This is a genomic window from Bifidobacterium indicum (assembly GCF_036987015.1).
Classification (GTDB): domain Bacteria; phylum Actinomycetota; class Actinomycetes; order Actinomycetales; family Bifidobacteriaceae; genus Bombiscardovia; species Bombiscardovia indica.
Genome location: NZ_BTXM01000002.1, coordinates 146,341 through 169,189, shown reverse-complemented (window position 1 = coordinate 169,189; position 22,849 = coordinate 146,341). Strand labels below are relative to the sequence as shown.

The 22,849-nt window shown below is 60.7% G+C and carries 21 protein-coding genes; 10 read left to right on the top strand and 11 right to left on the bottom strand.

Features of this window, described 5'->3' with window-relative positions:
- Nucleotides 1-81: 81 nt before the first annotated feature.
- On the bottom strand, nt 82-1,104 hold the full coding sequence (locus tag AACP59_RS07400; protein WP_339350558.1) for a LacI family DNA-binding transcriptional regulator: 1,023 nt from the start codon (nt 1,102-1,104) through the stop codon (nt 82-84).
- Between the two features lie 419 nt (nt 1,105-1,523).
- Here AACP59_RS07400 and AACP59_RS07395 point away from each other — a divergent pair, with 419 nt between their 5' ends.
- The 3 genes from AACP59_RS07395 to AACP59_RS07385 all read left to right on the top strand — a co-directional run bounded on the left by AACP59_RS07395 (nt 1,524) and on the right by AACP59_RS07385 (nt 4,494).
- Nucleotides 1,524-2,624, top strand: coding sequence for an ABC transporter substrate-binding protein (locus tag AACP59_RS07395; protein WP_339350596.1), 1,101 nt, complete (start codon nt 1,524-1,526; stop codon nt 2,622-2,624).
- A complete protein-coding gene (locus AACP59_RS07390) occupies nt 2,621-3,391 on the top strand; it encodes an ABC transporter permease (RefSeq protein ID WP_339350557.1) in 771 nt (256 codons plus the stop codon). Before AACP59_RS07395 ends, AACP59_RS07390 begins: the two co-directional genes overlap by 4 nt.
- A 140-nt stretch (nt 3,392-3,531) precedes the next feature.
- Nucleotides 3,532-4,494, top strand: coding sequence for a DUF805 domain-containing protein (locus tag AACP59_RS07385; RefSeq protein WP_339350555.1), 963 nt, complete (start codon nt 3,532-3,534; stop codon nt 4,492-4,494).
- Between the two features lie 144 nt (nt 4,495-4,638).
- Here the strand turns inward: AACP59_RS07385 and AACP59_RS07380 are convergent, their stop codons facing one another.
- Both AACP59_RS07380 and AACP59_RS07375 read right to left on the bottom strand, forming a co-directional pair.
- Nucleotides 4,639-5,514 carry a hypothetical protein gene (locus AACP59_RS07380; RefSeq protein WP_339350553.1) on the bottom strand — a complete coding sequence of 292 codons (876 nt, stop codon included), beginning with the start codon at nt 5,512-5,514 and terminating at the stop codon, nt 4,639-4,641.
- A 74-nt stretch (nt 5,515-5,588) separates the two neighbouring features.
- Nucleotides 5,589-6,245: a histidine phosphatase family protein gene (locus AACP59_RS07375; protein WP_297317030.1), complete on the bottom strand. Its 657-nt coding sequence runs from the start codon at nt 6,243-6,245 to the stop codon at nt 5,589-5,591.
- A 281-nt stretch (nt 6,246-6,526) separates the two neighbouring features.
- Between AACP59_RS07375 and AACP59_RS07370 the strand changes: the two genes are divergently transcribed.
- The 3 genes from AACP59_RS07370 (at nt 6,527) to AACP59_RS07360 (ending at nt 8,977) form a co-directional block, all read left to right on the top strand.
- Nucleotides 6,527-7,852, top strand: a complete 1,326-nt coding sequence (locus AACP59_RS07370; RefSeq protein ID WP_297317029.1) for an MFS transporter — start codon at nt 6,527-6,529, stop codon at nt 7,850-7,852.
- 111 nt (nt 7,853-7,963) lie between these two features.
- On the top strand, nt 7,964-8,470 hold the full coding sequence (locus AACP59_RS07365; RefSeq protein ID WP_297317028.1) for a GtrA family protein: 507 nt from the start codon (nt 7,964-7,966) through the stop codon (nt 8,468-8,470).
- A gap of 159 nt (nt 8,471-8,629) precedes the next feature.
- Complete coding sequence (locus AACP59_RS07360) at nt 8,630-8,977, top strand: phenylpyruvate tautomerase MIF-related protein (protein ID WP_339350550.1); 348 nt, start codon at nt 8,630-8,632, stop codon at nt 8,975-8,977.
- Between the two features lie 389 nt (nt 8,978-9,366).
- On the opposite strand, the gene rplI is transcribed toward AACP59_RS07360, so the two are convergent.
- The 4 genes from rplI to rpsF form a co-directional block, all read right to left on the bottom strand.
- Nucleotides 9,367-9,819: a 50S ribosomal protein L9 gene (gene rplI / locus AACP59_RS07355; protein WP_297317026.1), complete on the bottom strand. Its 453-nt coding sequence runs from the start codon at nt 9,817-9,819 to the stop codon at nt 9,367-9,369.
- A gap of 14 nt (nt 9,820-9,833) precedes the next feature.
- A complete protein-coding gene (gene rpsR, locus AACP59_RS07350; RefSeq protein ID WP_297317025.1) occupies nt 9,834-10,082 on the bottom strand; it encodes a 30S ribosomal protein S18 in 249 nt (82 codons plus the stop codon).
- 47 nt (nt 10,083-10,129) lie between these two features.
- Nucleotides 10,130-10,750 (bottom strand): single-stranded DNA-binding protein, encoded by a 621-nt coding sequence (locus AACP59_RS07345; protein WP_297317024.1) that lies wholly within the window; start codon nt 10,748-10,750, stop codon nt 10,130-10,132.
- 110 nt (nt 10,751-10,860) lie between these two features.
- The gene (gene rpsF, locus AACP59_RS07340; protein WP_297317023.1) at nt 10,861-11,157 is read right to left on the bottom strand and encodes a 30S ribosomal protein S6; all 297 of its coding nucleotides are present in this window, start codon (nt 11,155-11,157) and stop codon (nt 10,861-10,863) included.
- Nucleotides 11,158-11,333: 176 nt separating this feature from the next.
- Between rpsF and AACP59_RS07335 the strand changes: the two genes are divergently transcribed.
- Nucleotides 11,334-12,371, top strand: a complete 1,038-nt coding sequence (locus tag AACP59_RS07335; protein WP_297317157.1) for a glycosyltransferase family 2 protein — start codon at nt 11,334-11,336, stop codon at nt 12,369-12,371.
- A gap of 18 nt (nt 12,372-12,389) precedes the next feature.
- Here the strand turns inward: AACP59_RS07335 and AACP59_RS07330 are convergent, their stop codons facing one another.
- Together AACP59_RS07330 and AACP59_RS07325 are read right to left on the bottom strand one after the other, a co-directional pair.
- Nucleotides 12,390-13,286, bottom strand: a complete 897-nt coding sequence (locus tag AACP59_RS07330) for a glycosyltransferase family 2 protein (protein WP_339350548.1) — start codon at nt 13,284-13,286, stop codon at nt 12,390-12,392.
- Complete coding sequence (locus tag AACP59_RS07325; RefSeq protein ID WP_339350546.1) at nt 13,273-15,558, bottom strand: DUF7657 domain-containing protein; 2,286 nt, start codon at nt 15,556-15,558, stop codon at nt 13,273-13,275. Before AACP59_RS07325 ends, AACP59_RS07330 begins: the two co-directional genes overlap by 14 nt.
- A gap of 187 nt (nt 15,559-15,745) precedes the next feature.
- Between AACP59_RS07325 and AACP59_RS07320 the strand changes: the two genes are divergently transcribed.
- Genes AACP59_RS07320 through AACP59_RS07310 form a run of 3 tightly spaced genes read left to right on the top strand, consistent with a single transcriptional unit; the run spans nt 15,746 to nt 18,733 of the window.
- Nucleotides 15,746-16,585 (top strand): ABC transporter permease, encoded by an 840-nt coding sequence (locus tag AACP59_RS07320; RefSeq protein WP_297317155.1) that lies wholly within the window; start codon nt 15,746-15,748, stop codon nt 16,583-16,585.
- A gap of 2 nt (nt 16,586-16,587) precedes the next feature.
- On the top strand, nt 16,588-17,838 hold the full coding sequence (locus AACP59_RS07315) for an ABC transporter ATP-binding protein (RefSeq protein WP_339350544.1): 1,251 nt from the start codon (nt 16,588-16,590) through the stop codon (nt 17,836-17,838).
- Nucleotides 17,828-18,733 (top strand): LicD family protein, encoded by a 906-nt coding sequence (locus AACP59_RS07310; protein ID WP_339350543.1) that lies wholly within the window; start codon nt 17,828-17,830, stop codon nt 18,731-18,733. Before AACP59_RS07315 ends, AACP59_RS07310 begins: the two co-directional genes overlap by 11 nt.
- A gap of 17 nt (nt 18,734-18,750) precedes the next feature.
- Here the strand turns inward: AACP59_RS07310 and AACP59_RS07305 are convergent, their stop codons facing one another.
- Nucleotides 18,751-21,894, bottom strand: a complete 3,144-nt coding sequence (locus AACP59_RS07305; RefSeq protein WP_339350542.1) for a rhamnan synthesis F family protein — start codon at nt 21,892-21,894, stop codon at nt 18,751-18,753.
- 10 nt (nt 21,895-21,904) lie between these two features.
- Nucleotides 21,905-22,795 (bottom strand): glucose-1-phosphate thymidylyltransferase RfbA, encoded by an 891-nt coding sequence (gene rfbA / locus AACP59_RS07300; RefSeq protein WP_267430760.1) that lies wholly within the window; start codon nt 22,793-22,795, stop codon nt 21,905-21,907.
- Between the last annotated feature and the right edge of the window lie 54 nt (nt 22,796-22,849).

The window sequence follows — 22,849 nt, the reverse complement described above, 5'->3', positions numbered from 1 at the left end:
TCCCCCGACACGGAGAAGATGGATCGGGGACGGATTCCGCTGTTTTCCGGGCTCGGGCAAAGGCCAGCGCACCCCTCCCCGTCAGGCCAGGAGCCCCCTGGGAATGAACCTGGTCTCGGTGCGGGTACGAAGGTTCCGTATGGCCGGCCCGTCCTGAGACCGGTCCGAACCCGAACCCCCGTCGATGATGGAGAGAAGGATGTCCACACTCAACCTCCCCATGGCATCGACCTGCTGGGAGATGACGGAGACCTGGGGGGTAACCAGACGGAAGAGCTTCAGGTCATCGAAGGAGATCAGACAGATATCTTCGTGGTCGGCGCGAATCTCATTGCCGACGGCGATGGCCCTGATGGCGTCGCCCGAGTATCCGAAGATGAAGGCCTGGACCCCCTGATCAACCAGGGAGAGCATGGTGGTCCTGGCCTGATCCTGGGAGCCGAACCCGTCAGTCGCCACCCGGCCCTGCAGGGAGGGGTGGATGGCCGCCTGATCAAGGAAGGCCTGCTCACGTTCCCTGAAGGTGGCGGAGCGTTCCTCCGGCCCCGGCACGAAGACGACCCGGTCGAACCCCTTGGCTACCAAGGTATTCAGGGCGCCGACCAGCCCCAGGGTCGGATCGGAATCGACCAGGGGGGCATCGGGGGCGCTCGTCTCCGGCCTGTCGGCGAAGACCACGGGGAAGTCACTTGCGAGGAGGGTGGTCAGCATGGGCGAGGTCGGCCCGTCGGGGACCACGATGACCCCGTCCATATGCCTGGACAGGAGGATCCGGTAGAAGTCCTCCGCCCGTGACTCCTCGCAGGAGGAGACCCCGATCAGGGGGGCGTACCCCTTCCGGTAGAGCTGGTCCTGAACGGCGTAGACCAGTTCGGAGAAGTAGGCGTTGCGAATGTCGGGGACCAGGAGTCCGACCGCCCTGGATCGGGAGGAACGCATGGAGCGTGCGCGGCTGTCGGGTATGTACCCCAATTCATCAGCCGCCTTCCTGACCAGGAGCTTGGTCGGCTTGGAGATCCGCCCCGTCCCGTTCAGGGCCTGGGAGACCGTGGATATGGACATGCCCGACCGCCTGGCCACATCGGTGATTGTTATACGTGCCATGACCGCCAACCCCTTTGTACCGCCCTCGATGCTTCCACGCGAATCACAGGTTCGGCCCGGCCGGATATGGTCGGTCCCGTAGCGACCTCATCATTCGCCACCTCCATCCCCCTATGTCTCCGGGTCAGAGGCTCCCTCTTGCATCACCAGTATACGGTGAGTTGATAAAACCTTTCACCTGAGATCGCACACGGACCTTCCCCCGCAATCCGCAACGGCGGGCTTTCCCCGCTGCGCATTTATGGTAGGTTCTACAATGGTCTTGTTCGCGCGGTTGGTGGCAGCAACCGTGTCACAACACGTTTCGTATATGGATCGGCAGCACCGGTCGTGAACGTCGCGCGGGCTCCTCACCTTCCCGTCAAGACAGCACACCGGTCATGGGCACCAGGGAGTGCCGGGAAGGCAAGGTGACAGGAATGAGGGAATCCAAGGCAAGCATGGACCGGGCAAAAGGGCCCCGGGGACCGGTCTTCAGGCTGACGGCCCTGGCGAGCGCAACGGTCATGGGGCTGTCACTGGCAGGCTGCGGGGCGGGAAGGAACGCCGAGGCGGATGACGACTCCCACATCTCCTTCATGCTGGACTGGACCCCCAACACCAACCACGTGGGCATCTACACGGCCCGGCACCTGGGCTACTTCAAGGAGGCCGGGGTCGAGGTCAGGATCCTGCCCACCGCCCAGGCCGGGGCCGAGACCTCGGTTCAGAACAAGGTGGCCGATGTGGGTTTCTCCAAGCTGAGCAACCTGGCCACCTTCAACTCCCAGGGGTCCAGCCTGAAACAGGTCTTCAACCTGGGCCAGCACTCGGTGGCACGCTGGTGCTCCCTGGCCTCCCGGACCGACATCCAGACCCCCAGGGATTTCGACGGCAAGACCTTCGTCAGCTTCGGGTCCGCCGAGCAGACGGCGGTGGTCAAACAGATGATCCGGTACGCGGGTGGCAGGGGCGACTTCAAGCGGGTGACCAGCGGGACCAACACCTTCGCCACCCTGACCAGCGGCAAGGGCGACTTCGCCGGCTTCTACGCCAACTGGGAGGGGGTGGAGAGCCAGCTGAAGGGCCCGGCCCTGCACTGCTTCACCCAGTCGGAATGGGGAGTGCCGGGCAATCCCGACCAGCTGGGATTCGTGGTCAGGAGCTCCTGGCTGGACCAGCCCGGGCACCGGAAGGCCCTGCAGAAATTCGTCACCGCCAGCATGAAGGGCTACAACTACGCCCTGGCCCACCCGGACGAGGCAGCAAGAATCCTGGTCCAGGAGACCAAGGGATCGAACATCGACCCGGAGCTGGCCAGGAAATCCATGGAGAGCATCGTCAAGGAGGGGTACTGGCTGGAACAGCCGGGTCAGAAGGCCATCAGCGGCATGATCGACATGAATGACGCCCAAAGCTATCTGGACTTCCAGTTCAAGGCGGGCACCTACAAGGACGCCAGGCGGGGGAATCCCAGGAAGGCGCCCCAGGCCGCCGACCTGTGGACCGACCGGTTCGTCAAGGAGGCGGCGAAGCAGTGAGGGAGACCGGACCAAGGCGGGGGTGGACCCGATTTCTGGCACCGACCCTGACCCTGGTGGCCCTCCTGGCCATCTGGGAGGCGGCCGTGCGTCTGGGCAGGGTGCCCGACCAGGTCCTTCCCTCCCCCAGCCAGATCGTCCAGGCCACCTTCGATAACCTTGACGACCTGACTCCGGCCACGGCCATCACCGGGATGGAGGGGTTCCTGGGTTTCCTCCTGGCCTCCGTCCTGGGGTTGGTGACCGGCCTGGCCATCCACGCCTGGCGAACCCTCCACGATGCCATCTACCCCCTGATCGCCGGGGCCCAGATGATCCCCCTGATCACCATCGCCCCCCTTTTCGTGATCTGGTTCGGATTCGAACCCCTGGGCAAGGTGATCATCGTGGCCGTATTCGCCCTCTTTCCCATCGTCGTACAGACCTGCCGAGGTCTGGATGCGGTGCCGCCTTTCTACCAGGACGTGGCCCTGAACTGCGGGGCGACCAAGGCTTGGGCCCTCTGGCACGTGAAACTGAGGGTGGCGGCCCGCCAGGTCTTCGGCGGATTGAGGATCAGCGCCGCCTACGCCTTCGCCACCGCAGCCACATCGGAGTACCTGGGTGCCCGGAACGGTCTGGGAATCTGGCTCCAGTCGGCCTTCAACTCCTTCAGGACATCCCTGATCTTCTCGGCCACCCTGGTCATCATCATCCTGACGGCCATCCTCCTGGCCCTCATCACCCTGGTGGAGCGCCTCCTCCTGGGTGGCCCCGGCGAGGATTGAGCGGAGCGGAAAAACCGTCAATCGTCGGCGAAGGGTACAAGGGCATGCAGGAGCCAAAAGGCTCATGTGATAGTGTCTGTATACCTTTTATATAAAACAATTCGAGGGGATACCGTACTCAACATGCAAGGGAAGCATCGATGAACCAACCAGACAACTCCTACGAGGGTGGTCAACCCATTTCCGGGTGGCAGTCCGATCAGGGCCAACCCATCCAGTCCGCGGGCAGCACCCCCGACCCCGCATCCCAGGAACCGTACGGGGCAGGACAGACCCCGACGGACAACCAGGGACACCAGGAAGAGCCCGGCACCTACCCGTCATATCCGAACGAATCGGGATGCCTGGAGCAGCCCTCGCCCGTGCTGCCGGACCCTGTACAGCCCGCCTACCGGGGACAACAGATCCCGGGAGCGCCTCAATCCGGTGCGGCATGGCCGACATACCAACCGACTCCTGTACAGCCCGCCTACCAAGGCCAACCCTATGGTCGGCCGGCGGGATACCCCCAGAACGCGTATCAGGAACCCCTTTACCCCCAGCCCGGTGCGAGGCCACAGATTCCGCAGACCCCTGCCTACCCCGTCGGGGCCGGGTACGCCTACACGGGCGAACCACCGATCAACGCACCCTGGTATGGTGTCGACTTCGTCAATGCCTGCAAGCGGTTCTTCCTCAAGTATGCGACCTTCTCCGGGCGCGCATCCCGAGGGGAATACTGGTGGGCCTTTCTGATGGAGTTCCTGGTCATTGTCGCCATCGGCGCCTTGGCCCCACTTCTCGGTGGCTTCGGTTCGTCACTGATGACCCTGGCCCTGCTGGCCCTCATCGTTCCCAATATTGCAGTCACCGTACGTAGACTGCATGACAGCAACATGTCCGGCTTCTGGTGCCTCCTGCTTCTGGGCACCACCTTTGTAGGCACCACACTTCTGACTCTGGGAGCCGTGGCTTTCGCCTCAACCCTGTTCGGCTCATCCATGCCCTATGCCCCCTTCCTCCTCTCGGGAGGCATCATCGGCCTGGGCGGACTCGTTGCCGTGATCATCCTCATGCTCCGGCCCAGCAACCCGAAAGGCGCCAGGTTCGACCGGTCATGCTGATGCCCCGGAACCGAAAGGAGCATGGCTACCCGGCCAACAGCTGCCAGCCATACGACCCCCCGATACCAAACAGGTCATCGACAGGCCAGGGGAATCTGCGGGCTCGGCGGGTTTACCTGTAAGCAGCGCTTGCAGGGCTGGAATTCAGAGCTCCACCGGAGGCTTGTCGGGATCCTCGGGAACATGGGCGAACTTGGCCTGGAGGGCCTCGCGGCTCTTACGCTCGTCATCCTCCTTGGCCTTGCGCTTGGCCTCCTCCGGGTCCCAGACCACCTCATCCAGGTGCTTCTTCCACTCGGCGGTCACCAGGGGGGCCAGGGTATCCGCCAGGTCTTGAACCGACTTGGACACAGCCTCACCCAGGAGTCGACGAATCTGGTCATCGGTCAGGAAGACCCTGGGGATGCCCATCCGCTCGTTGAGCTCATTCAGGTAGAGCAGGACCGGGAGGATTTTGACCGCCTGATCGGCATCGGCATGCAGGGCCTTGGCCAACCGGGCCAGGGCCACCATGGAGGTGGCCAGGCGGCGGCCCACCTCAGCCTGCTCGGACGAGGATTCCAGGGCCTCCCCCTCCGGAGTGACCTCCCGGCCAAACCGATCGACCAGGTCACAGGTGGCCTTGGTCTCCTCCTGGCTCCAGCCCGCCTGAAGGGTCCGGGCGGCCTGGACCAGTTTGCCCGACTGCCCCTGGGCGGCCCCGCCGACCATGCCTTCGTATGCATCATTCGCGGCCAAGAGGGCATCAACCAGATCCTGGGGGCGGCCGGGAATATCCTCCGCCCCCTCATAGACGTATTCGGCATCAGGGATGGTCACATCCTGCCCGGTCATGATCCGGGCCAGAATCCTGGTGATCCGCACCTGGAGGGTCTCGGCATACCTGGCGTCGTTCCTGAGCCGGGAAGCATCGGTCAGGGGCCACAGGTCAATCAGATCGACACCGGCCTGGACGGCCTCCCCCATTGACGGTCTGGATGCCAGCTCCTCGACCAGATCCTGCTCGTAGACCACAATCATCACGCTCCTTTACCTGAGTCGCGGTCCAATCCGCGCTGTGGTTCTTCTGCCATCCTATGCCACCGGGAAAGGCGCTACACACCAGCAGCCGGATCCGCATATGTGATACCCAGCACCTTCCCGGACCTGCAGTCCAGGGTGATGGAGGTGACCGAAGCCAGGGCCGTGCCGCGACGTAGCATGTTGTGCTCGGGTCGACCCGTCTCCAGGAGGTGGCGGAAGGTCCAGATGGGCGACTCGTGGGAGACGGCCACGATCTGCGCGTCGGGGTACTCCCCCACTTTTTCGTAGACGAAGTCCGAAACACGGCGTGCTATCTGCCGGTAGCTCTCACCCCAGCTCGGTTTGGACAGGTCGAGGACCAGCTTCAGGTTCGACGGATACCAGAACGCCCCCGACCCCCTGCCGATCCGCTTGCCACGGAAGTCGTTGCCGGCCTCGATCAGACGTTTGTCGTAGTTCGGTTCCAAGGGTTCCAGCCCGCACGCTTTCCTGGAGGGGTTGATCTCCTCCAGGAGGATGGCAGTGGTCTCCCTGGTCCGGTCCAGGGGGGAGGAATAGACGGCTGCGATATCCCTGAACCCGGGTGCCTCAGCCATGAACCTGCCTGTGGCCCGGACCATTCCCCGCCCACGCTCGGACAGATGGAAGCCCGGAAGACGCTCGTAGAGAATGTGGTCGGGGTTGAATACCTGACCATGGCGGACGAAATGAATGGTCGTTGCAGGCAAGTGACCTCCTCCCGGTGACTCCCCGGGACGTCCTCCAGGACAAGAGCTCGGGATAGACTGGTACCAGTTCCGAGACCTGTTGCAGCGGTCCGGGACGGTACCAGTCTAACAGTCTTCTACAGTCGTCAATCCAACCCCTCCCTGCCGATTCATGCGGGGATTCGCCTAGGTGACCAGCGCCATCCGTGCAGGTCCGGGTTGGATCGATGCCGCCCGATGACATGCTTGACCGAGGCTGGATAGATGAGGCATACAAGCAGGGGAAGAGGGTAGGAACAGCAATGCCACAACAGGTAAAGGCCGCGCTGAGCCAGGTCGGCCATCGTATTTTCGGAGGCTACGCGGAACTCCTGCGTATGCCCCACACGGCCCGCTTCGCCGTCGGCTCGGTCATCGCCTCCATGCCTTTCCCCATGGTCGGAATGACCATCACCATCTCGGTCCAGCACTACTACGGCAGTTACTCCCTGGCGGGGGCCCTGACCGCAGTCCAGGCCATATCCCTGGCCCTGGTCAGTCCGATTCTGGGCAAGATGGTCGACAAGTTCGGCCAGCGCCAGGTCTCCATCCCGACCGTGGTGGTCTGGATGATCGCCGCCGCCGCACTGATCACCTCGATCACCTCGCACGCACCGGCCTGGCTGCTCTTCTGCATCACCCCATTCATGGCGGCCATACCGCCCTGGGGGGCCATGAGCCGTAGCCGGTGGACCAACCTCCTCAAAGGAAACAGGAAGGCCACCGACCAGGCCCTCTCCCTCTCCGGGGTCTTTGACGAGGCCATGTGGGTCATCGGGAACCCCCTGGCCTCCATCCTGGCCGTCATTTCCGGGGTCCTGGCCTTCTCCTTCACCGGGGTCTGCGTCCTGGTCGGTGCCTGGATGTTCCTCTCGGTCACCACCACGGAGCCTCCCTCCCAGACCGGTCTGGCCAAGGCCCATGGCATCACCCGCAAGGAGTACCGGGCCAGGCAGGCCGCCAGGGCGGCCGAGTTGCAGGGACAGGATGGACAGAGCGCCTTCTGGAGTTCCGGTATGATCGCCGTCTGCGTCACCTGGTTCGGTCTGGGCGCCTTCCAGAGTGCCGCCTCGATTTCAATCATCTCCTTCGCCACCGAGCAGGGCATGAAGCAGATGACCGGGTTCGTCTTCGCCTGCTTCTCCTTCAGCTCCCTGATCGGCGCCCTCCTCTACGGGGCCAAGAGCTGGACCATCCCCCTCTGGAAGCGCTTCTACTTCTGCCTCCTGGTGGTCAACCTGGGCATCGGCACCTTCCTGTTCGCCCGGGACCTCTGGACCATCATGCTCATCTACCTGGTCATCGGAATCTGCCAGGCACCGACCTGGATCAACGGGAACCAGCTCATGCTCCATCTGGTCCCCCCGGTCAGGTTCACCGAGGGAATGGCCTGGCTGAGCGCCATGAACTCCATCGGGTCCTCGGCCGGATCCGCCATCGCCGGCCAGTTCATCGACCGGTACGGCTCCCAGGGTGGATTCGGGGTGGTCACGGCCCTGGCCCTGACCTCCCTGGCCATCGCCTTCGTCGGGTTCAGGCAGATCAGGGACAGCACCGAGAAGCCCATCCTGACGGAGCTCAGGGCCTGAGTCCCGCCTGACCTGGCTGCGACCTGGCCGGGCACGGACGTCGTAAGGTTTCTGCGTGCAATTCACCGGCAGGTTCCACCTGGTTGCCGGGGGATGGTTCAATGGTGTCTTATGCGCAGACTGATCGAGCAGCTTTTCAAATTCGGCATCGTGGGTGCCATCGCCTTCATCATCGACATCGGCATCATGAACCTGCTGATCATCCTGGCCCATTTCAACAATGTGCTGGCCGGGGCCATATCCTTCCTGATCTCCCTGGCCTTCAATTACCTGGCCAGCATGAAGTTCGTCTTCAAACACCGCGATGACATGGCGCGGTGGATGGAGGTGGTCGTCTTCCTCATCTCCTCGGTCATCGGCCTGGGCATCAACGAGATCATCCTCTGGATGGGAACGGCCATGCTGCCGGCAGACGCCATCCACACCATGCACGGCAGGTACGTCCTCTATTCCAACGCGGCCAAGATCGTGGCCACCGTGGTCGTGGCCATCTGGAACTTCATCATCCGCAAGTGGCTCCTGGACGCCCCGGCCCCCGGGAAGCCGGTCAAGGAGACCTCGATGGCCCACCGGCTGGGCGCCTGGTCCCTGACACATCGTCCTTTCGGATGGGACTGAACCGCTCCGAGGGCAAGCCCGTTCCTTGCCATGGTCCTTGTTCCCATGACTGGCGGACCTGCTCGGATGAGGCCCGGGGCTGACCGGCACCGTCTAGTATTGGGGGTATCGGCAGCCACCTTCAGTGGTCGCCGAGAATCCAGTCAGGAAGGAACCACCATGCCCGTCATTCACACCCATGTCAGCACCCCGATCAACGCAGAGCAGCGTGAGCGGATCAAGACCGCCTACGGCAAGGCCATCACCGCCGTCCCCGGCAAGTCCGAGGGGTGGCTTATGTGCCCCTTCGAGTCCGACATGCCCATCTACTTCGCCGGCGACGACTCCAAGCCCGCCGCCTACGTGGAGGTCAACGTCTTCGGCACGGACGTTCCCAGGTCGGCCTGGGAGAGCCTGACCAGGTCCATCATGGAGGCTCTGGACACCGAGCTGTCCATCCCCGAGGATCGGATCTACATCCGTTACACGGCCACCACGGACTGGGGCTGGAACGGCAGCAACTTCTGATCAGCCCCACCGGAACCTGCACAAAGGCGGACCAAGCTGATCCAGCCTGACCTGGGCGGGACTGTCCTGAAACATGGACTGTCCTGAACGTGGGGTCCGTACGCGAGTTTGTCCCGCACGAGGGTTTGTCCCGCACAAGGGTTGTCCTGAGCGTGGGCTGTCCGGCAATTCCAATCCGTTCCAGAAAGCCGGGTTAATGGTTCAGATAGCCCAGACAGGGTCCAGAAAACCCAGGCAAGGGTAAGGAGCGGGAAAACAAAGGGGTCCCAGGCACCTACCAGGTGTCTGGGACCCCTTTCATACTGCTCAAGCCCTGATGCCGGAGCCGGTGGTACCGGCCTTGGGTCCGGGCATCTTCATGCTCATCCGGGACTCATCACGGGATGGGCTCACTCGCCGGCAACCACCTTGACGGTGAAGCTGGCGGTGATTTCCGGATGGAGGGCCACGGTTGCCGGGAACTCGCCGGTGGCCTTGATGGACTCAACGGAGATGGTCCGGGGGTCCACATCGGCCATGGGCCGGAGGGCCTGGGCGATGGCCTCGTTGGAGATACCGCCGAAGAGCTTGCCGGACTCGGAGACGCGGGCGCTGATCTCAACGCTCTGGCCCTCGATGGCGTTCTTGGCTGCGACCGCATCCTCACGGGTGGCCAGCGACTTGGCGCGGCGGGCCCGCTGCATGGCCTCGATCTGGGCCGCTGCACCCTTGGACCAGGCGAAGGCCAGGCCCTGGGGAATCAGGAAGTTGCGGGCGTATCCGGGCTTGACGGCGACAACGTCGCCCTTGTGGCCCAGGTCGGTCACGGTGTCGGTGAGAATAACCTTGGTTTCCTTTGCCATGTCAGTATCCTCCCTCAGCGACCGGTGGTGGCGTAGGGCAGCAGGGCCATTTCACGGGCGTTCTTGATGGCCGTGGAAATCTCGCGCTGTTCCTGGACGGTGACGCCGGTGATGCGACGGGAACGAATCTTGCCGCGGTCCGAAATGAACTTGCGCAGCAGGGCGACGTCCTTGTAATCGATGGTGTGAATCTTGGCGGCCCTGAGCGGATTCGGCTTCTTCTTGAAGGGCTTGACCGGTGGTTGCGGCCTCTTGCGTGACATATATTCTCCTTATTACACTGATGAAATCTTGCCTTGGGCTATCGGTATCAGAACTCGGGCTCGTCCCCAGCGCCGCCGAACTCCCCCGAGGACCCGAAGGATCCGAAGGAATCGCCGGAACCGGTGGATGACCAAGGATCCCGGGCAGGGGCCTGGGGCGCCTGCTGGGGCTGGGCCATGGGAGCGGCACCTGCCGCACCGGCTCCACCCTGATATGAGGAACCGCCCTGGTAACCGCCATTGCCGGCACCCGCGAACCCACCGCGGCCGCCCCCGTTGGGGGCTCCGGTGTTGGCATTCCTGGTCACCTGTGCGGTGTTCCTCGACAGGGCCGGGCCAATCTCATCCAGACGCATCTCCACAACCGTGCGGTTGTTGCCCTCACGGTCCTGGTAGGAACGCTGGACCAGCCGCCCCTGGGCGATGACCCGCATGCCCTTGGTCAGACTGGCCTGGATGTTGGAGGCCATGGGGTTGAAGTTGGAGTCCCATGCCGAGCAACGCATGAAGAGCGCCTCGCCATCCTCCCACTGTCCCGAGTTCCTGTTGAACTGCCTGGGCGTCGAGGCGATGGTGATGTTGGCCACCGTACCGCCGTTGGAGGTGGTGCGCACCTCCGGGTCCGCAGTGAGGTTGCCCACCACGGTGACGATTGTATCTCCTGCCATATCACGACCTTTCCTCTTGCCGGGAATCCTGGATGGTCTCCCATCGCGCAGTTCCCGTGCCCGTGACGGACGGTTGCCCCGCAGGAACCGTCAACGCCCGATGGCTGTCTTTACTTGGCATCCTTACGAAGGATCTTTGTGCGAATGATGGATTCGTTCAGGTTGAGGACACGGTCGAGCTCGGAGCTGACGGCCGGCTCGCAGCTGTACTCGACGACCACGTAGTTGCCCTCGTTGTTCTTGTCGATCTCGTAGGCCAGTTTGCGACGGCCCCAAACGTCGATATTGTCGACGGACCCGCCTTCCTTGGTGACCACCTCGAGATACTGATCAGTCAGCTTCTTCAGGGATCGCTCATCCAGACTCGGATCAGCGATGAACATCATTTCGTACTTGTGCGCAGACATCACCCACCTCCTTTGGACCTAACGGTCACGGACTTTCCGTGACAGGAGGGTGTAGCACCTGGTCCGTAATGCACCCACGCGCATGGGCATGTACCGGACAGACAACTCATCAATCTACACCATCGGCGGGACCGGTACAATCGCCCTCATCAGGGTTTCTCCGTAGAATAGACACCATGATTCATGAACCGAATGCCCTGGTTTCGGTAATCATTCCGGTCTACATGGCCGAGGACTACCTGCCCGCCTGCCTCGACTCGGTACTGGCCCAGTCCAATGGGAATCTGGAGGCAATCCTGATCGACGACGGGTCGAAGGACTCCTCGCCCGCAATCTGTGACGAGTATGCTGCCAGGGACCCAAGGGTCAGGGTGGTGCATCAGCCCAACGGGGGCATAGCCCGGGCACAGAACACCGGCCTGGACCTGGCTCGGGGCGAATACATAGCCTTCGTCGACAATGATGACATTCTGGACCGCCGCAATCTCGAGCTCCTCCTCCACGCCCTGAGGAGCACGGATGCCGATATGAGCAAGGCGCGATGGCAGCAGTTCGGTCCGTCCCGCATGGATCAGATAAGGCAGAGTGCGGGGGCAGGGGCTCCCGACCCCACATCGGTCACGGTCTTCTGCAACCCACTGGCCGCCTACCAGAATGTGTTTTGCAGGAGTCTGAGAATACTGGGCGACCTGGTCGGCAGACATGAGGAGGCACGATACCTGAATGAAGCCAACTGGTGCCGGCTGTATCGCGCCCGGGTCTGGGAGGGTATCCGCTTCCCCGAGGGACGGTTTGCCCAGGACACCGCCGTGGCGGGGCAGCTCTACAGCCGCATGGACAGGGTTGCCGATATCGATGTGAACCTGTACAACTGGCTGCAACGGCCGGATTCCGTCACCCATCGGCGGCAAAATGCCGGCTTCTACAGCGATCATGTCCAGGCCGCCCTGGAAAACATGGCCATCTGCCGCAGGGCGGGAGTGACACCGGCACGCAGTTACTACACCCTCATGGGAAACCTGCGGTACGAACAGTGGGCCATCGCCGAATCAGGGGATCAGGTGGCAGTGGAGAGACTGAACCAGGACAGGGAAAGAACAGCAGAGGCCCTGCGGGGACTCAGCCCCGCTCAACGACTTCGCTGCCAGCTCCTGCGAGGAATCAGAACCCTGGAGAAGGCCGTCTACGACAAACGCGTCAAGAACATGGCCTGACCGCTGTTCCACCCACCCTCAGGAGGGGTGCTTCATCCTGCGAATCTTGGCCATCCCGGCCCTCCACCCGCGAACCATGGATGACACCTTGGCCCGCTTGTCATCTTCCCAGATCAGAACGAAGACCAGGTCTTTGAGGAACCTCCGCAGAGACGAGGCCAGGGAATAGGTCCCGAGCTTGTAGTCGATATAGATGGCATTGCGCTGGATATAAAACTGGCGGAAGGCCGAGTGGTTCCAGATGATTGGATTTCTCCCCAGGATGTGGATGGTGCGACTCTGACCTATCTGGTGGGGCATGAGCACGGACCGACATTCCTCAATCGAATACCCTGCGGAGACCAGGCGCCTGGAGAAGTCGAAATCGACTCCGTCGATGAAGAGCCACTCGTCAAAGCCACCCAATGACCGCCAAGCCTCAACACTGGTCAGGCTTCCCGAAGTGATGCACTCATCCTCTGAACGTTTACTGTGAAAGACCGTCCCATCCCGGCGATTTTCCAGAAGAGGACACACGATGCCCACCCGCTTACCGGTGGTGTGGGCGAGATACTCGCGATATTCCTGCAGCATCGTACCGGGCGGACAAGAATCGTCATCCAGGGTCAGTACCCACCGGAAGCCCCGGTTCCCGGCCCAGGCAAAGACCTGGTTCAAGGCAGCGGCTATTCCCAGGTTCCTCCCGTTCCTGATCAGGACAAGGTTGGAATACCGTGCACACAAGGCTTCCATCGCTTCGATTCGTTCCGAACCATTGTCCACAATCACCAGGTGGCCGCACTGATCCAGGATGGACGGAATGTTGGTCTCCAAGTCTGAAAGATCAGGGTTGTAGGTCACCATCCCCGCCGCCACCGACATGGTCGAGGCATCCACTTCCCCTTCTGCGGCCATCTTCTGCTCAGTCCACCCCATTGGCCTGTTCAACCTTGTAGAGGTTCCACTCATCGGTTTTGCCCATCTTCTCCAAATGAACCTTGGCTGAACCCAGTGTATCCAGATTCTTCTTGGTGAGGATGTGGGTGACGCCCACCTTGGGAAGGTCATCGACGGCCAGACGGACGCCGAAGTGATCCGCGCCGATATACCAGAAGGTGGAAGTCTTCTTCCCGGTCACCTCTGCATCAACGTAGGCATACCTGTTGTAGATGTGTTCCTTTCGGGCGTTGGGATCGATTTTGTGCCAGCGGTCCAGTGCGGGGAAGGCGTTGAGGGAATTGAGAGCCGGAACGCCATTGGCGATAAGCGCCTGGCCCATCACGGAATCATCGGCCAGGACGGCCACCTTACCGCCCTCCCCGGAGTCCTGATGGATGGTCTTGCTCTGCACCATCGATATGACCGGGCTGCTGGCCAGGGTTCGGGCGCCCTGCTGGACGGGGTTCACGCACCCGCCGGCCAGAACGACGACCACCAGGGAGGAGACCAGAACCTGCCTGGCGTAGGCGCGGCCGAACACGACTCCCCAGAGACCGGCCAACATGAAGAAGACGACCAGGACGAGCATGACCAGATAGAGCATCCGGAGATGGTAGGTGGATGAGAACCCGGCACCCATTGCGATCAGGAGGGAGCCGGCCAGGCAGGCGAGCATGGCGGGAACCGGCCTGCTGAGCAGTGACGTCCTCTTCGGCGACCCGTGCTCGGCAGGGGCGTTCATCCCCGCCTCAGCCACCACGGTTTCCCTCTGGCGTCTGGCTCTGGCCAATCTCAATTCCGTGACTGACCGGAAGATGAGAATCAGTTCAATCATGCCGACAGCCAGCTTCATCCTGCCCGTGGTCGCCCTGCTCATCAGGGTCAAGCGGCAGAGCCACTCGGGCAGGCCACATATTCCATAGATATAGATGAAGGCATCAGCTGCAAGAAGAGCGGCCAACAGGCCGTCCCTGGTCTTCCAGACCGCGTATATGCCCAAAAGCAATCCGACCGGGAAGAGGCTGAAGAAGAGGGCCTGCTCCGGGGCGTTCGGATGTACGTTCTGGGCCTCCAGGGGGGAGAATATGCTGGCGCCATACCCCATCAGGGCAGGAAGGATGCCTCCTCCCGTACTCAGGCGATTGCCCGGATAGACCGTGGAGCTCTCTGAACGAATGGCATCGCGCGCCTGATAAAGGGCCCCAAGCACGCAAACGACAACCACGATGCAGGCGGTGACCAGAGGCGCTGCCTGAGCGACGAAAGACCTGCCGTCGGCACTACCGGTGATTTTGGCAGCACGCTGTCCAAGACAGTAGTGGATGAGTGTCCACAGGCAGATAGCGCCAAAGGCGTAGACAAGTGGAACCTGCGAGGCCGGGTAGAGAACCATGATGAATCCCCCCAGGCAGTATGCGGCCAGGAAGCCCACCAACCACCGCATCGGGGTGGAGGGTGTCGTCAGGTACCTGGCGAAGAGAAGAACGGCACCCTGTCCGAAAATGAAGAGGTCGGCCATGCCATTGACGGCGAACCACCACTGAACGATGGGGGCGAATCCCATGAGCAGGCCGTAGGCGGCCGAGAGCCAGCGGTCATCATGGGTGAACCAGCGCCCGAATTCATAGGAGACCAGAAGGAGCAGGACCAGACGGGCGCTCCAGAAGAAGGCCAGACCCATCTCGCTGCCCAGCACGATGAAACCCCAGAGGAAGGGCCGGAAAATCGTAGCCAAGGCCCATGCCGGCTGGGCGTAGACCATGGTCACATTCGTAGGCATGGCCCTCGGGAGGGGCGAGGTGGCGGCATAACCGCTGTAGGCCTGGGAAAAAGCGAGGGGGGTGAACACATTCCACTCATCACTCCGGATGGCTCGGGGAATGCCGAAGAGGGTGCCACGGAAGGTCTCGCCGCCCACATAGTTGGCCATGTAGGCCACTGAGGAACCGCTTATCCTGCATACCGTCAGAAGGGCGATCAGCGCGATGGCCAGGGGCCACCTGTACCGATGGGCCAGCCTCAGCAGACGCCTGCCTGGAAAGAGGAGCAGACCAAGCACCAGAAGGCACAGCAGGAAGAGGATAAGGACCCTGAACACCACACGTGAAGTGATTTGGTTGTAGAAGAGACCTGTCCCCACCGAGGTATGTTCGGTCCTGACCACCTCATGGAACATCTCCAGGTAAAGGGCGGCCACCAGCGACGAGGCAACCAGCCCCACCGCGAGGAACAGCCTGTCGAACCGCCTGCCCATTCGGATCTCGGTCATCACAGTACTCCCGCCGCAACTCATGACAGACCCTTGCGGTCCGCCTTTGAATTGAATTCCATTACCAACACAAGATGAGCTCCCAATCTATCAAGGACCTTGAACCGGGATGTGTTTCGATGGGGGTCTTGTGCAAGGGTTCTCGTACGGTCCACAGAACCTGTACCGCTGATACACTGGTCTCTTTGTGGAGCAAATAAAAGAACGACTGGTGAGCAGGTACCGGTATTCCTGGATCCTGCTCAAAGAACTGGTAAAGACGGACTTCAAGCTGCGATACGAGGGGTCCTGGCTGGGTGTCGCATGGTCGGTCCTGAAGCCGCTCATGCTCTTTGCCGTCATGTACGTGGTCTTTGTGCGCTTCCTGAAGTTCAGCGATGGAACCCCCACCTACCCCATCGTCCTGCTGTGCGGCATCAGCCTCTGGAACTTCTTCTCGGAGGCGACCACCATGGGTATGCAGTCGGTTGTCACCAAGGGAGATATCCTCCGCAAGATCAACTTCCCCAAGTACATCACCGTCGTGGCGGCAACCGTGGGTTCCCTGATCAGCCTGGCCATCAACATGGTCGTCGTCATCATCTTCGGTCTCTTTTCCCACGCACACTTCACCTGGCGCATCGTCTTCGTATTCCTGAACATCGGGGAACTCTATGTGCTGGCGCTTGGCGTATCCATGATCCTGGCCACCCTATACGTATGGTTCCGGGATATGCAACATATCTGGGAGGTGGTCCTGCAGGCCCTCTTCTATGCGGTGCCCATCATCTACCCCATCACCATGATCGAGCAGATGAGCCCGGAACACGGCAAGACCATCGCCAAGCTGATGCTGATGAACCCCGCCGCCCAGTCCATCATGGACGTGCGTCATAACCTGATCTCCCCGGAGAACGTGCCCACCGTCTGGACCATGGTCAACAGCTGGTATATCCAGATCATCCCGATTCTGATCACCGTGGTCATCTTCGGCATCGGCTTCTCGCTCTTCCGTCGGTACAACTACAAGTTTGCAGAGATTCTCTAACCATGACTCATCAAGATTCCGATATCGCCCTTCGTGTAGATCATGTCAGCAAGTCCTTCAGACTTCCGACCGAGCAGGCCAGCGGTCTGAAGCAGGCCGTTATCAACTGGACCCGTGGCATCAAGGGCTACCGCGACCAGGAAGTCCTCAAGGACATCAGCTTCACGGTGCACAAGGGCGACTTCCTGGGCATCGTCGGCAGAAACGGGAGCGGGAAGTCCACCCTGCTCAAGCTCATCTCCGGCATCTACACACCCAATTCGGGCAGCATCCAGGTACACGGCAAGCTGGTTCCCTTCATCGAGTTGGGCGTCGGGTTCAATCCCGAACTCACCGGACGGGAGAACGTCTTCCTCAATGGTGCCCTCCTGGGCTTCTCCGAAAAGGAAGTCGAGGCCATGTATGACGACATCGTCGAATTCGCCGAGCTTGAAGACTTCATGGACCAAAAGTTGAAGAACTACTCCAGCGGCATGCAGGTCCGGCTGGCCTTTTCGGTCGCCATCAAGGCCCAGGGCGACATCCTGGTCCTGGACGAGGTTCTGGCGGTCGGCGATGAAGCCTTCCAGACCAAGTGCAACAACTTCTTCAATGAAATCAAGAAGGACCGCAGCAAGACCGTCATCCTGGTTACCCATTCGATGGAGTCGGTCAAGAAATACTGCAACAAGGCGATTCTGATCCGTGACGGTCGCATCATCGTCAACGGGGACAAGGACGAGGCCGCCAACCTCTACACCCAGGAGAATCTGGAAAGCCTGAACAGCAAGTCCGGCAAGCAGGGGAAGATCGGCACCAACGGACACCCCAAGGGTCTCAACGACACGGTTCCCCTGCTCAGGTGCGTACCACAATCCAAGGTCGTCTTGACCAGCCAGGAATCATTCGAGTTCGACGTGGAGTACGAATTCACCAAGCAGGAGCCCTTCTTCATGGCCCTGTCCATGCTCGACGCGAGGCGGGGCGGGATCCCCTACGATTCAGGTACCATGAAGATGGGCGTGGGAGGCCAGGGGCGACAGAAAATGCACTTCAGCCTCCCCCTGCATATGTTCAACAACGGGAACTACCAGATAACGGCCTCACTCCGCGTCAAGGACCCGGCCGATGAGGACCACACCAACATGGTGGCCTTCACCAACGAGGAGAATTCCTGCTCCTTCTCCATCCGCGAGGATGCCAAGGGCACCGATTACGCCCTGCTGAAATATGCGGCAGTCGACATGAAGCACGATGGACCCCATGGAATCTGACATTGAAGAGATCAAGCGCATACAAGACCTTGCTCTGAACGTATACAAGGAGTTCGTCAAGGCCTGCGACAGCCTGGGTCTGCGATACTACTCCTCGGGCGGCACCACAGTCGGTGCGTTGCTTTACCAGGGATTCATCCCCTGGGACGACGATCTGGACATCAACATGCCCCGGCCGGATTACGAGCGATTCAAGCGTGAGGCGCCCGCCATCCTGCCCTCCTGGTTGGGAATCATGGATGGACTGGAGAGCGACCACGCCGATTACCATTTCATCAAGCTCCACGACAAGCGCACAACCTATGTTTCGAACATCCTCCTGCGCTTCCCCGAGTGCTATACCGGGGTCTTCATCGACATAGAACCGATCGACGGCGCCCCGGATGCCCTGGAGCAGCGCCGATCCTGGTACAAGACGGTCGAAAAGCTCTACTGCTACGACCTCGTACGGAAGTTCGGCAAGACCTATCTCTACCCCGACACCATAGCCTGGCTGTACCCCAATCGCATCCGTCGTGCCCTGGCCTATGCCTGGATCCAGATGCACCCGCTGAAGTATTACGCCAAGCAGTACGCATCCCGGCTGGCGACCATGCGTCAATCGCACGATTTCGATGATTCGACCTATGTCACCTTCCCCCGGTACGGCATGTACCGCAGCAGGAACTTCTGGAAGACGCTGAAATCAAGCTGGGATTCCTATACCGCCGTGCCCTTCGAGGACACCACCATCCGGCTCCCCATCGGGTATGATAACATCCTGACCAGCCAGTACGGCTTTGTTCCCAATGCGCAGACCCAGGTCAGGTATGAGGCCGAGGCCGATTCACACCATATCGCCAACGCCCTGGTGGATTTGGACAAGCCCTGTTCCTACTATCAGCAACGCCCCTGACCGGGGCCGCCAATAAGTCAGCCCCGAAGCCTCCTGCGCAGACCGTCACGTAGACGACGGTAGGTTATCAGCGGAAACCATGCCGTCCGGTAGATGACCGACTGGACCGGCTCAGGCAGGGGTCTGACGGTGTACTTGGCCACAATCCGGAGCCCCCGATGCACCTTCCTTCTCAAAGCCCGAGAGTATCGACGGGACGGCTTGATGCTCCGCCTGAGTGAATCACAGTTGGCCAGCAGGGTCTCGCCGTTGCGAGCCGGCCCCATAGCCCGGATCAGGGAATTGGTCGTGTAGAGGAGGGAGTCGACCTCCAACCTGGCGTATCGGTCATTCAGCACCCAGGCGGGGTAGTACCCCTGGGATTGAGCCACGTAGCCATTGACGCGTTCGATGGCGTGCGATATGGACCCGTCCACACCCATCTCACCCTCGGCAAGGAAGTCCTCATACTGCCAGTTGGCCGCGAACAGCGGCTTCAGGGCAGCCACCCGGAACCAGTAGCAGGACCCGATGGCCGACATGGTGGCCTTGGACTCATCCATGGGGGCACTCAGGTGCAGTCGCTGCTCAAGCAGGTTCTTGGTGTTCAGGAAGTTGGGCCCCCAATCGGCGGGCAGGGTATGCGCAAAATAGAGGGCATGATACGGCGGCAGGGGCGAGAGCATACCCAACCGAGGATTCTGTTCAAAGAGGTTCAGCACACGACGGATGAAGGGGGTGCTACCCAGGGTGTTCTCCATGAGTTTATAGGCAAACCCCTGGGTTTCGGTGCCATGATGTCCGGTTTCCTGGTTCTGGCTGGACTTCTTGTCGTGAGCGAAACCCACGACCTCATACCCCCCGTCCAGGATGACCGACTTGGCTCCCACAAGGAGGGCGGAAACATCCCGACCGCGGTTCTGGACGGGAATGAAATGCACCGGCCGCCTGAAGCCACGGGACTTGAGATACTGGTCGACCTTGTCGATCTTGTCGCTGGTCGTGGTGACGTAGATGTCGGTCTCTTCAGGAATCCTGCTGATGTACCGGTAGGTCTCATCAAGCAGATCCAGAAAGTAGATATGGTAGATGAAGGCCGATTTCATGACCGAATCGGTTACGGCGCCATTCGACTCGTTGGCCAGGATGTAAGTCAGATGAAGGGCCTTGCGAATGTCCTCAATGTTGTAATTGGGGAGGATGGCATCCCAGATCTGATCGGTCGGGTAGGTGGTATGGTCGCGCAGGTAGTCATACAGATCCATGGCGGGCTGCCCTGCGGTCTGGTCGAAAATGGTGTCATAATCCACGAAGAAGGAACGCTTCTTGAAGATCGGGCACCGGTCGTCCCTGACCAGATTCACGGGAGAATACAGGAGGGGGTAAGAGGAAACAGCCCTATACTTCTCCTCGTCCACATAGGCCGACCAGGAATACCCCAGATCGACGAAGTGGGCGGTGAAGGGAATCTCGTGCTTATGGGTCACATCGGCGTATGTGCGCCACACCGGCAGGTTCTCCCAGTACTCCTGAAAGTCGCGGGTCTGGATGAAGGACTTCCGGTAGACATGCCAGTAAGCCTGAAGGTGGGTGGGGATGAACTCGTTGTTGACGGTTTCGCTGTGGTAGGCGGTAATCCCCCAAAAGTCCACATCACGGGCATCCATCTCGGCGAACATCTCGGCGAAAGGATAGACAGGCCCCAGAACCGTGTCGTTCATGCAGATGACCTCATCATATTGAGTCAGGACATCCCAGCCCAGGCCCAGCATGACCTCCTTGTATGCGGCGGCATCCAGACCGATGTTCTCCCGAACGATGATCCTGTCGGTGAACCGTTGGAAGAGCTCGCGTGAGGGTTGGTCCATGCTCCCGTTGGCGACGACAATCAGATCCGTGACGTTACGCATCAGATCGGTCAACAGGGTTTCGATGTAGGAGGACGCGTGGCCCTTGGGATCGTAGAAGCAGAAGATGGCCAACCGCTTGACAGCGGCCTTGGTCAGCGCTGGGGAAACCCCGGCTGTGCTGCGCACCTGATCCACCAGGTCGGATGCCTCGTGAATCATCTCGGCATAGTACTCCCCGTAGAGGGCATCATTGAGGCTGGACCAGGTAAGACCCTCCTCGATCTCCTGATAGAAGCCGAGCAATCTCCACAACTCATCCTTGACGCCGATGGCCTTGCCGTCCTTCAGCACCTGCCTGGCCCTGTCGCCGATCAGACGCGCCAACTCACCACAGGCAACCTGGCTACCCCAGGTCCTGGCGAAGGCAATCGCAGCATCATGCTCATCCTTGACGCTGACCCTCAGGACCATATCGGTGGATATGTGCCTGGGGAAGTTGCGGCAGAGCCAGGTCCAGCAATCCTGCACGTCCTGAGAATCGGAACGCTGGCAGTACTGTTCCATCTCATGGAGCGTGGCCGCAATCCCCTTGAGGTTGTGCTCGAAACAGTCAAGTGTGATTTTTTCGGTACCGGTGACGCCCCTTCCCCAGTGATACAGATATAGGGGAGCCGAATCAAAGTAGGCGTAGGTTTCGGCGGTATCGGCCAGGATGAAGAATTCGTAGGCGTCTTCGATCCTGCCCAGATTCGCTTGCGTCGTCGCGCCGAAGGCCTTCTGGAGCACATCCGTCTTGACGGCCATGGAGATAATCGACCAGGAACCCCGCTGGTGGCCGTCGCCATCCGAGAATACGGACTTGAGTATCTCCCCACCCCTGAGCAGGCCATCCGTGCGCACGTTGAAGCTGGCCTCAACGGTCTTGGCCTCCTCGACCAACTCGGGGTTCTCGGGCAGGACGGACCGGGCGAAGCGAAGCATGTCAGGCTGCTGATTCTCAGGCAGGGAGGAAAGATGGGCCTCAAGGACGGACAGGGCGTCTTCCTTCAGCTCGTCATCACCATCAAGGAAGAGCGTCCAGGCCCCCTCGGCCAAGCCCGTTCCGGTTTTCCTGGCCAGGTGCGACCCTTCCCGTTCCGTCTTGTCGACGAGAACGAACCGCGAGTCGTCGGATATGATTCCCTCAATGACGTCCCTGGTGCCATCCGTGCTGGCATCATTGATTACTATGGCCTGGAAATCCGCGAAGGTCTGGGCCTGCAGGCTTCTCAGGCACTGACCAATATAGGGTTCGACATTGCAGGCGGCAATCACCACTGAAAACTTGGGCATGGTCTCCATCTCAGTCATCCGGCCGTGAAATCACCCTGTTTTCCGCAACCTGTATGAGATGCTGGCCGTAGGGTGACTTGGCATAACGTTTGGCGGACTCCAAAAGCTGGTCTCGGGAAATCCAACGGTTCTCAAAGGCAATCTCCTCCAAGGAGGAAATCGGCAGACCCTGGGCCCTTTCAACGGTCCGGACAAACTCACCTGCCTCATAGAGCGAGTCCATGGTACCCGTATCCAGCCAGGCGTATCCGCGCCCCAGGGTCATCACATTCAGGAGGCCCATCTCCAGATACATCCTGTTCAGGTCGGTGATCTCCAACTCGCCGCGTGCCGACGGCCTGACCTGCTTGGCCAGCTCAGTGACCCGGCTGTCATAGAAGTACAGACCGGTCACGGCATAGTTGGAGGCAGGGTTCTCCGGCTTCTCCACGATGGAGACGGCCTTCTTCTGCTCATCGAATTCGACGACACCATACCGCTGGGGGTCATCGACATAGTAGCCGAAGACCACAGCACCATCGATGGTTCTGGATGCCTGTCTGAGGATATTCCCCAGACCGTTGCCGTAGAAGATGTTATCGCCCAGAACCAGGGCGCAGGGTTCACCATCGATGAAGTCCTCACCGAGGATGAAGGCCTGGGCCAGCCCGTCAGGACTGGGCTGCACAGTGTAGGAGAGGTTGATGCCGAACTGTTTCCCGGAGCCGAGCAGGCGCTTGAAGTTGGGCAGGTCCTGTGGTGTGGAGATAAGCAGGATGTCCTTGATGCCCGCCATCATCAAGACGCTGAGCGGGTAGTAGATCATCGGCTTGTCGTATACAGGTAGCAACTGTTTGGATGTGACGGTGGTGAGCGGATAAAGCCTGGTACCCGAACCACCTGCAAGAATGATGCCTTTCATCGACTGCTGCCTTCCTTTGCGAACTTCATACAGACACTAGGCACAATAGGGAAC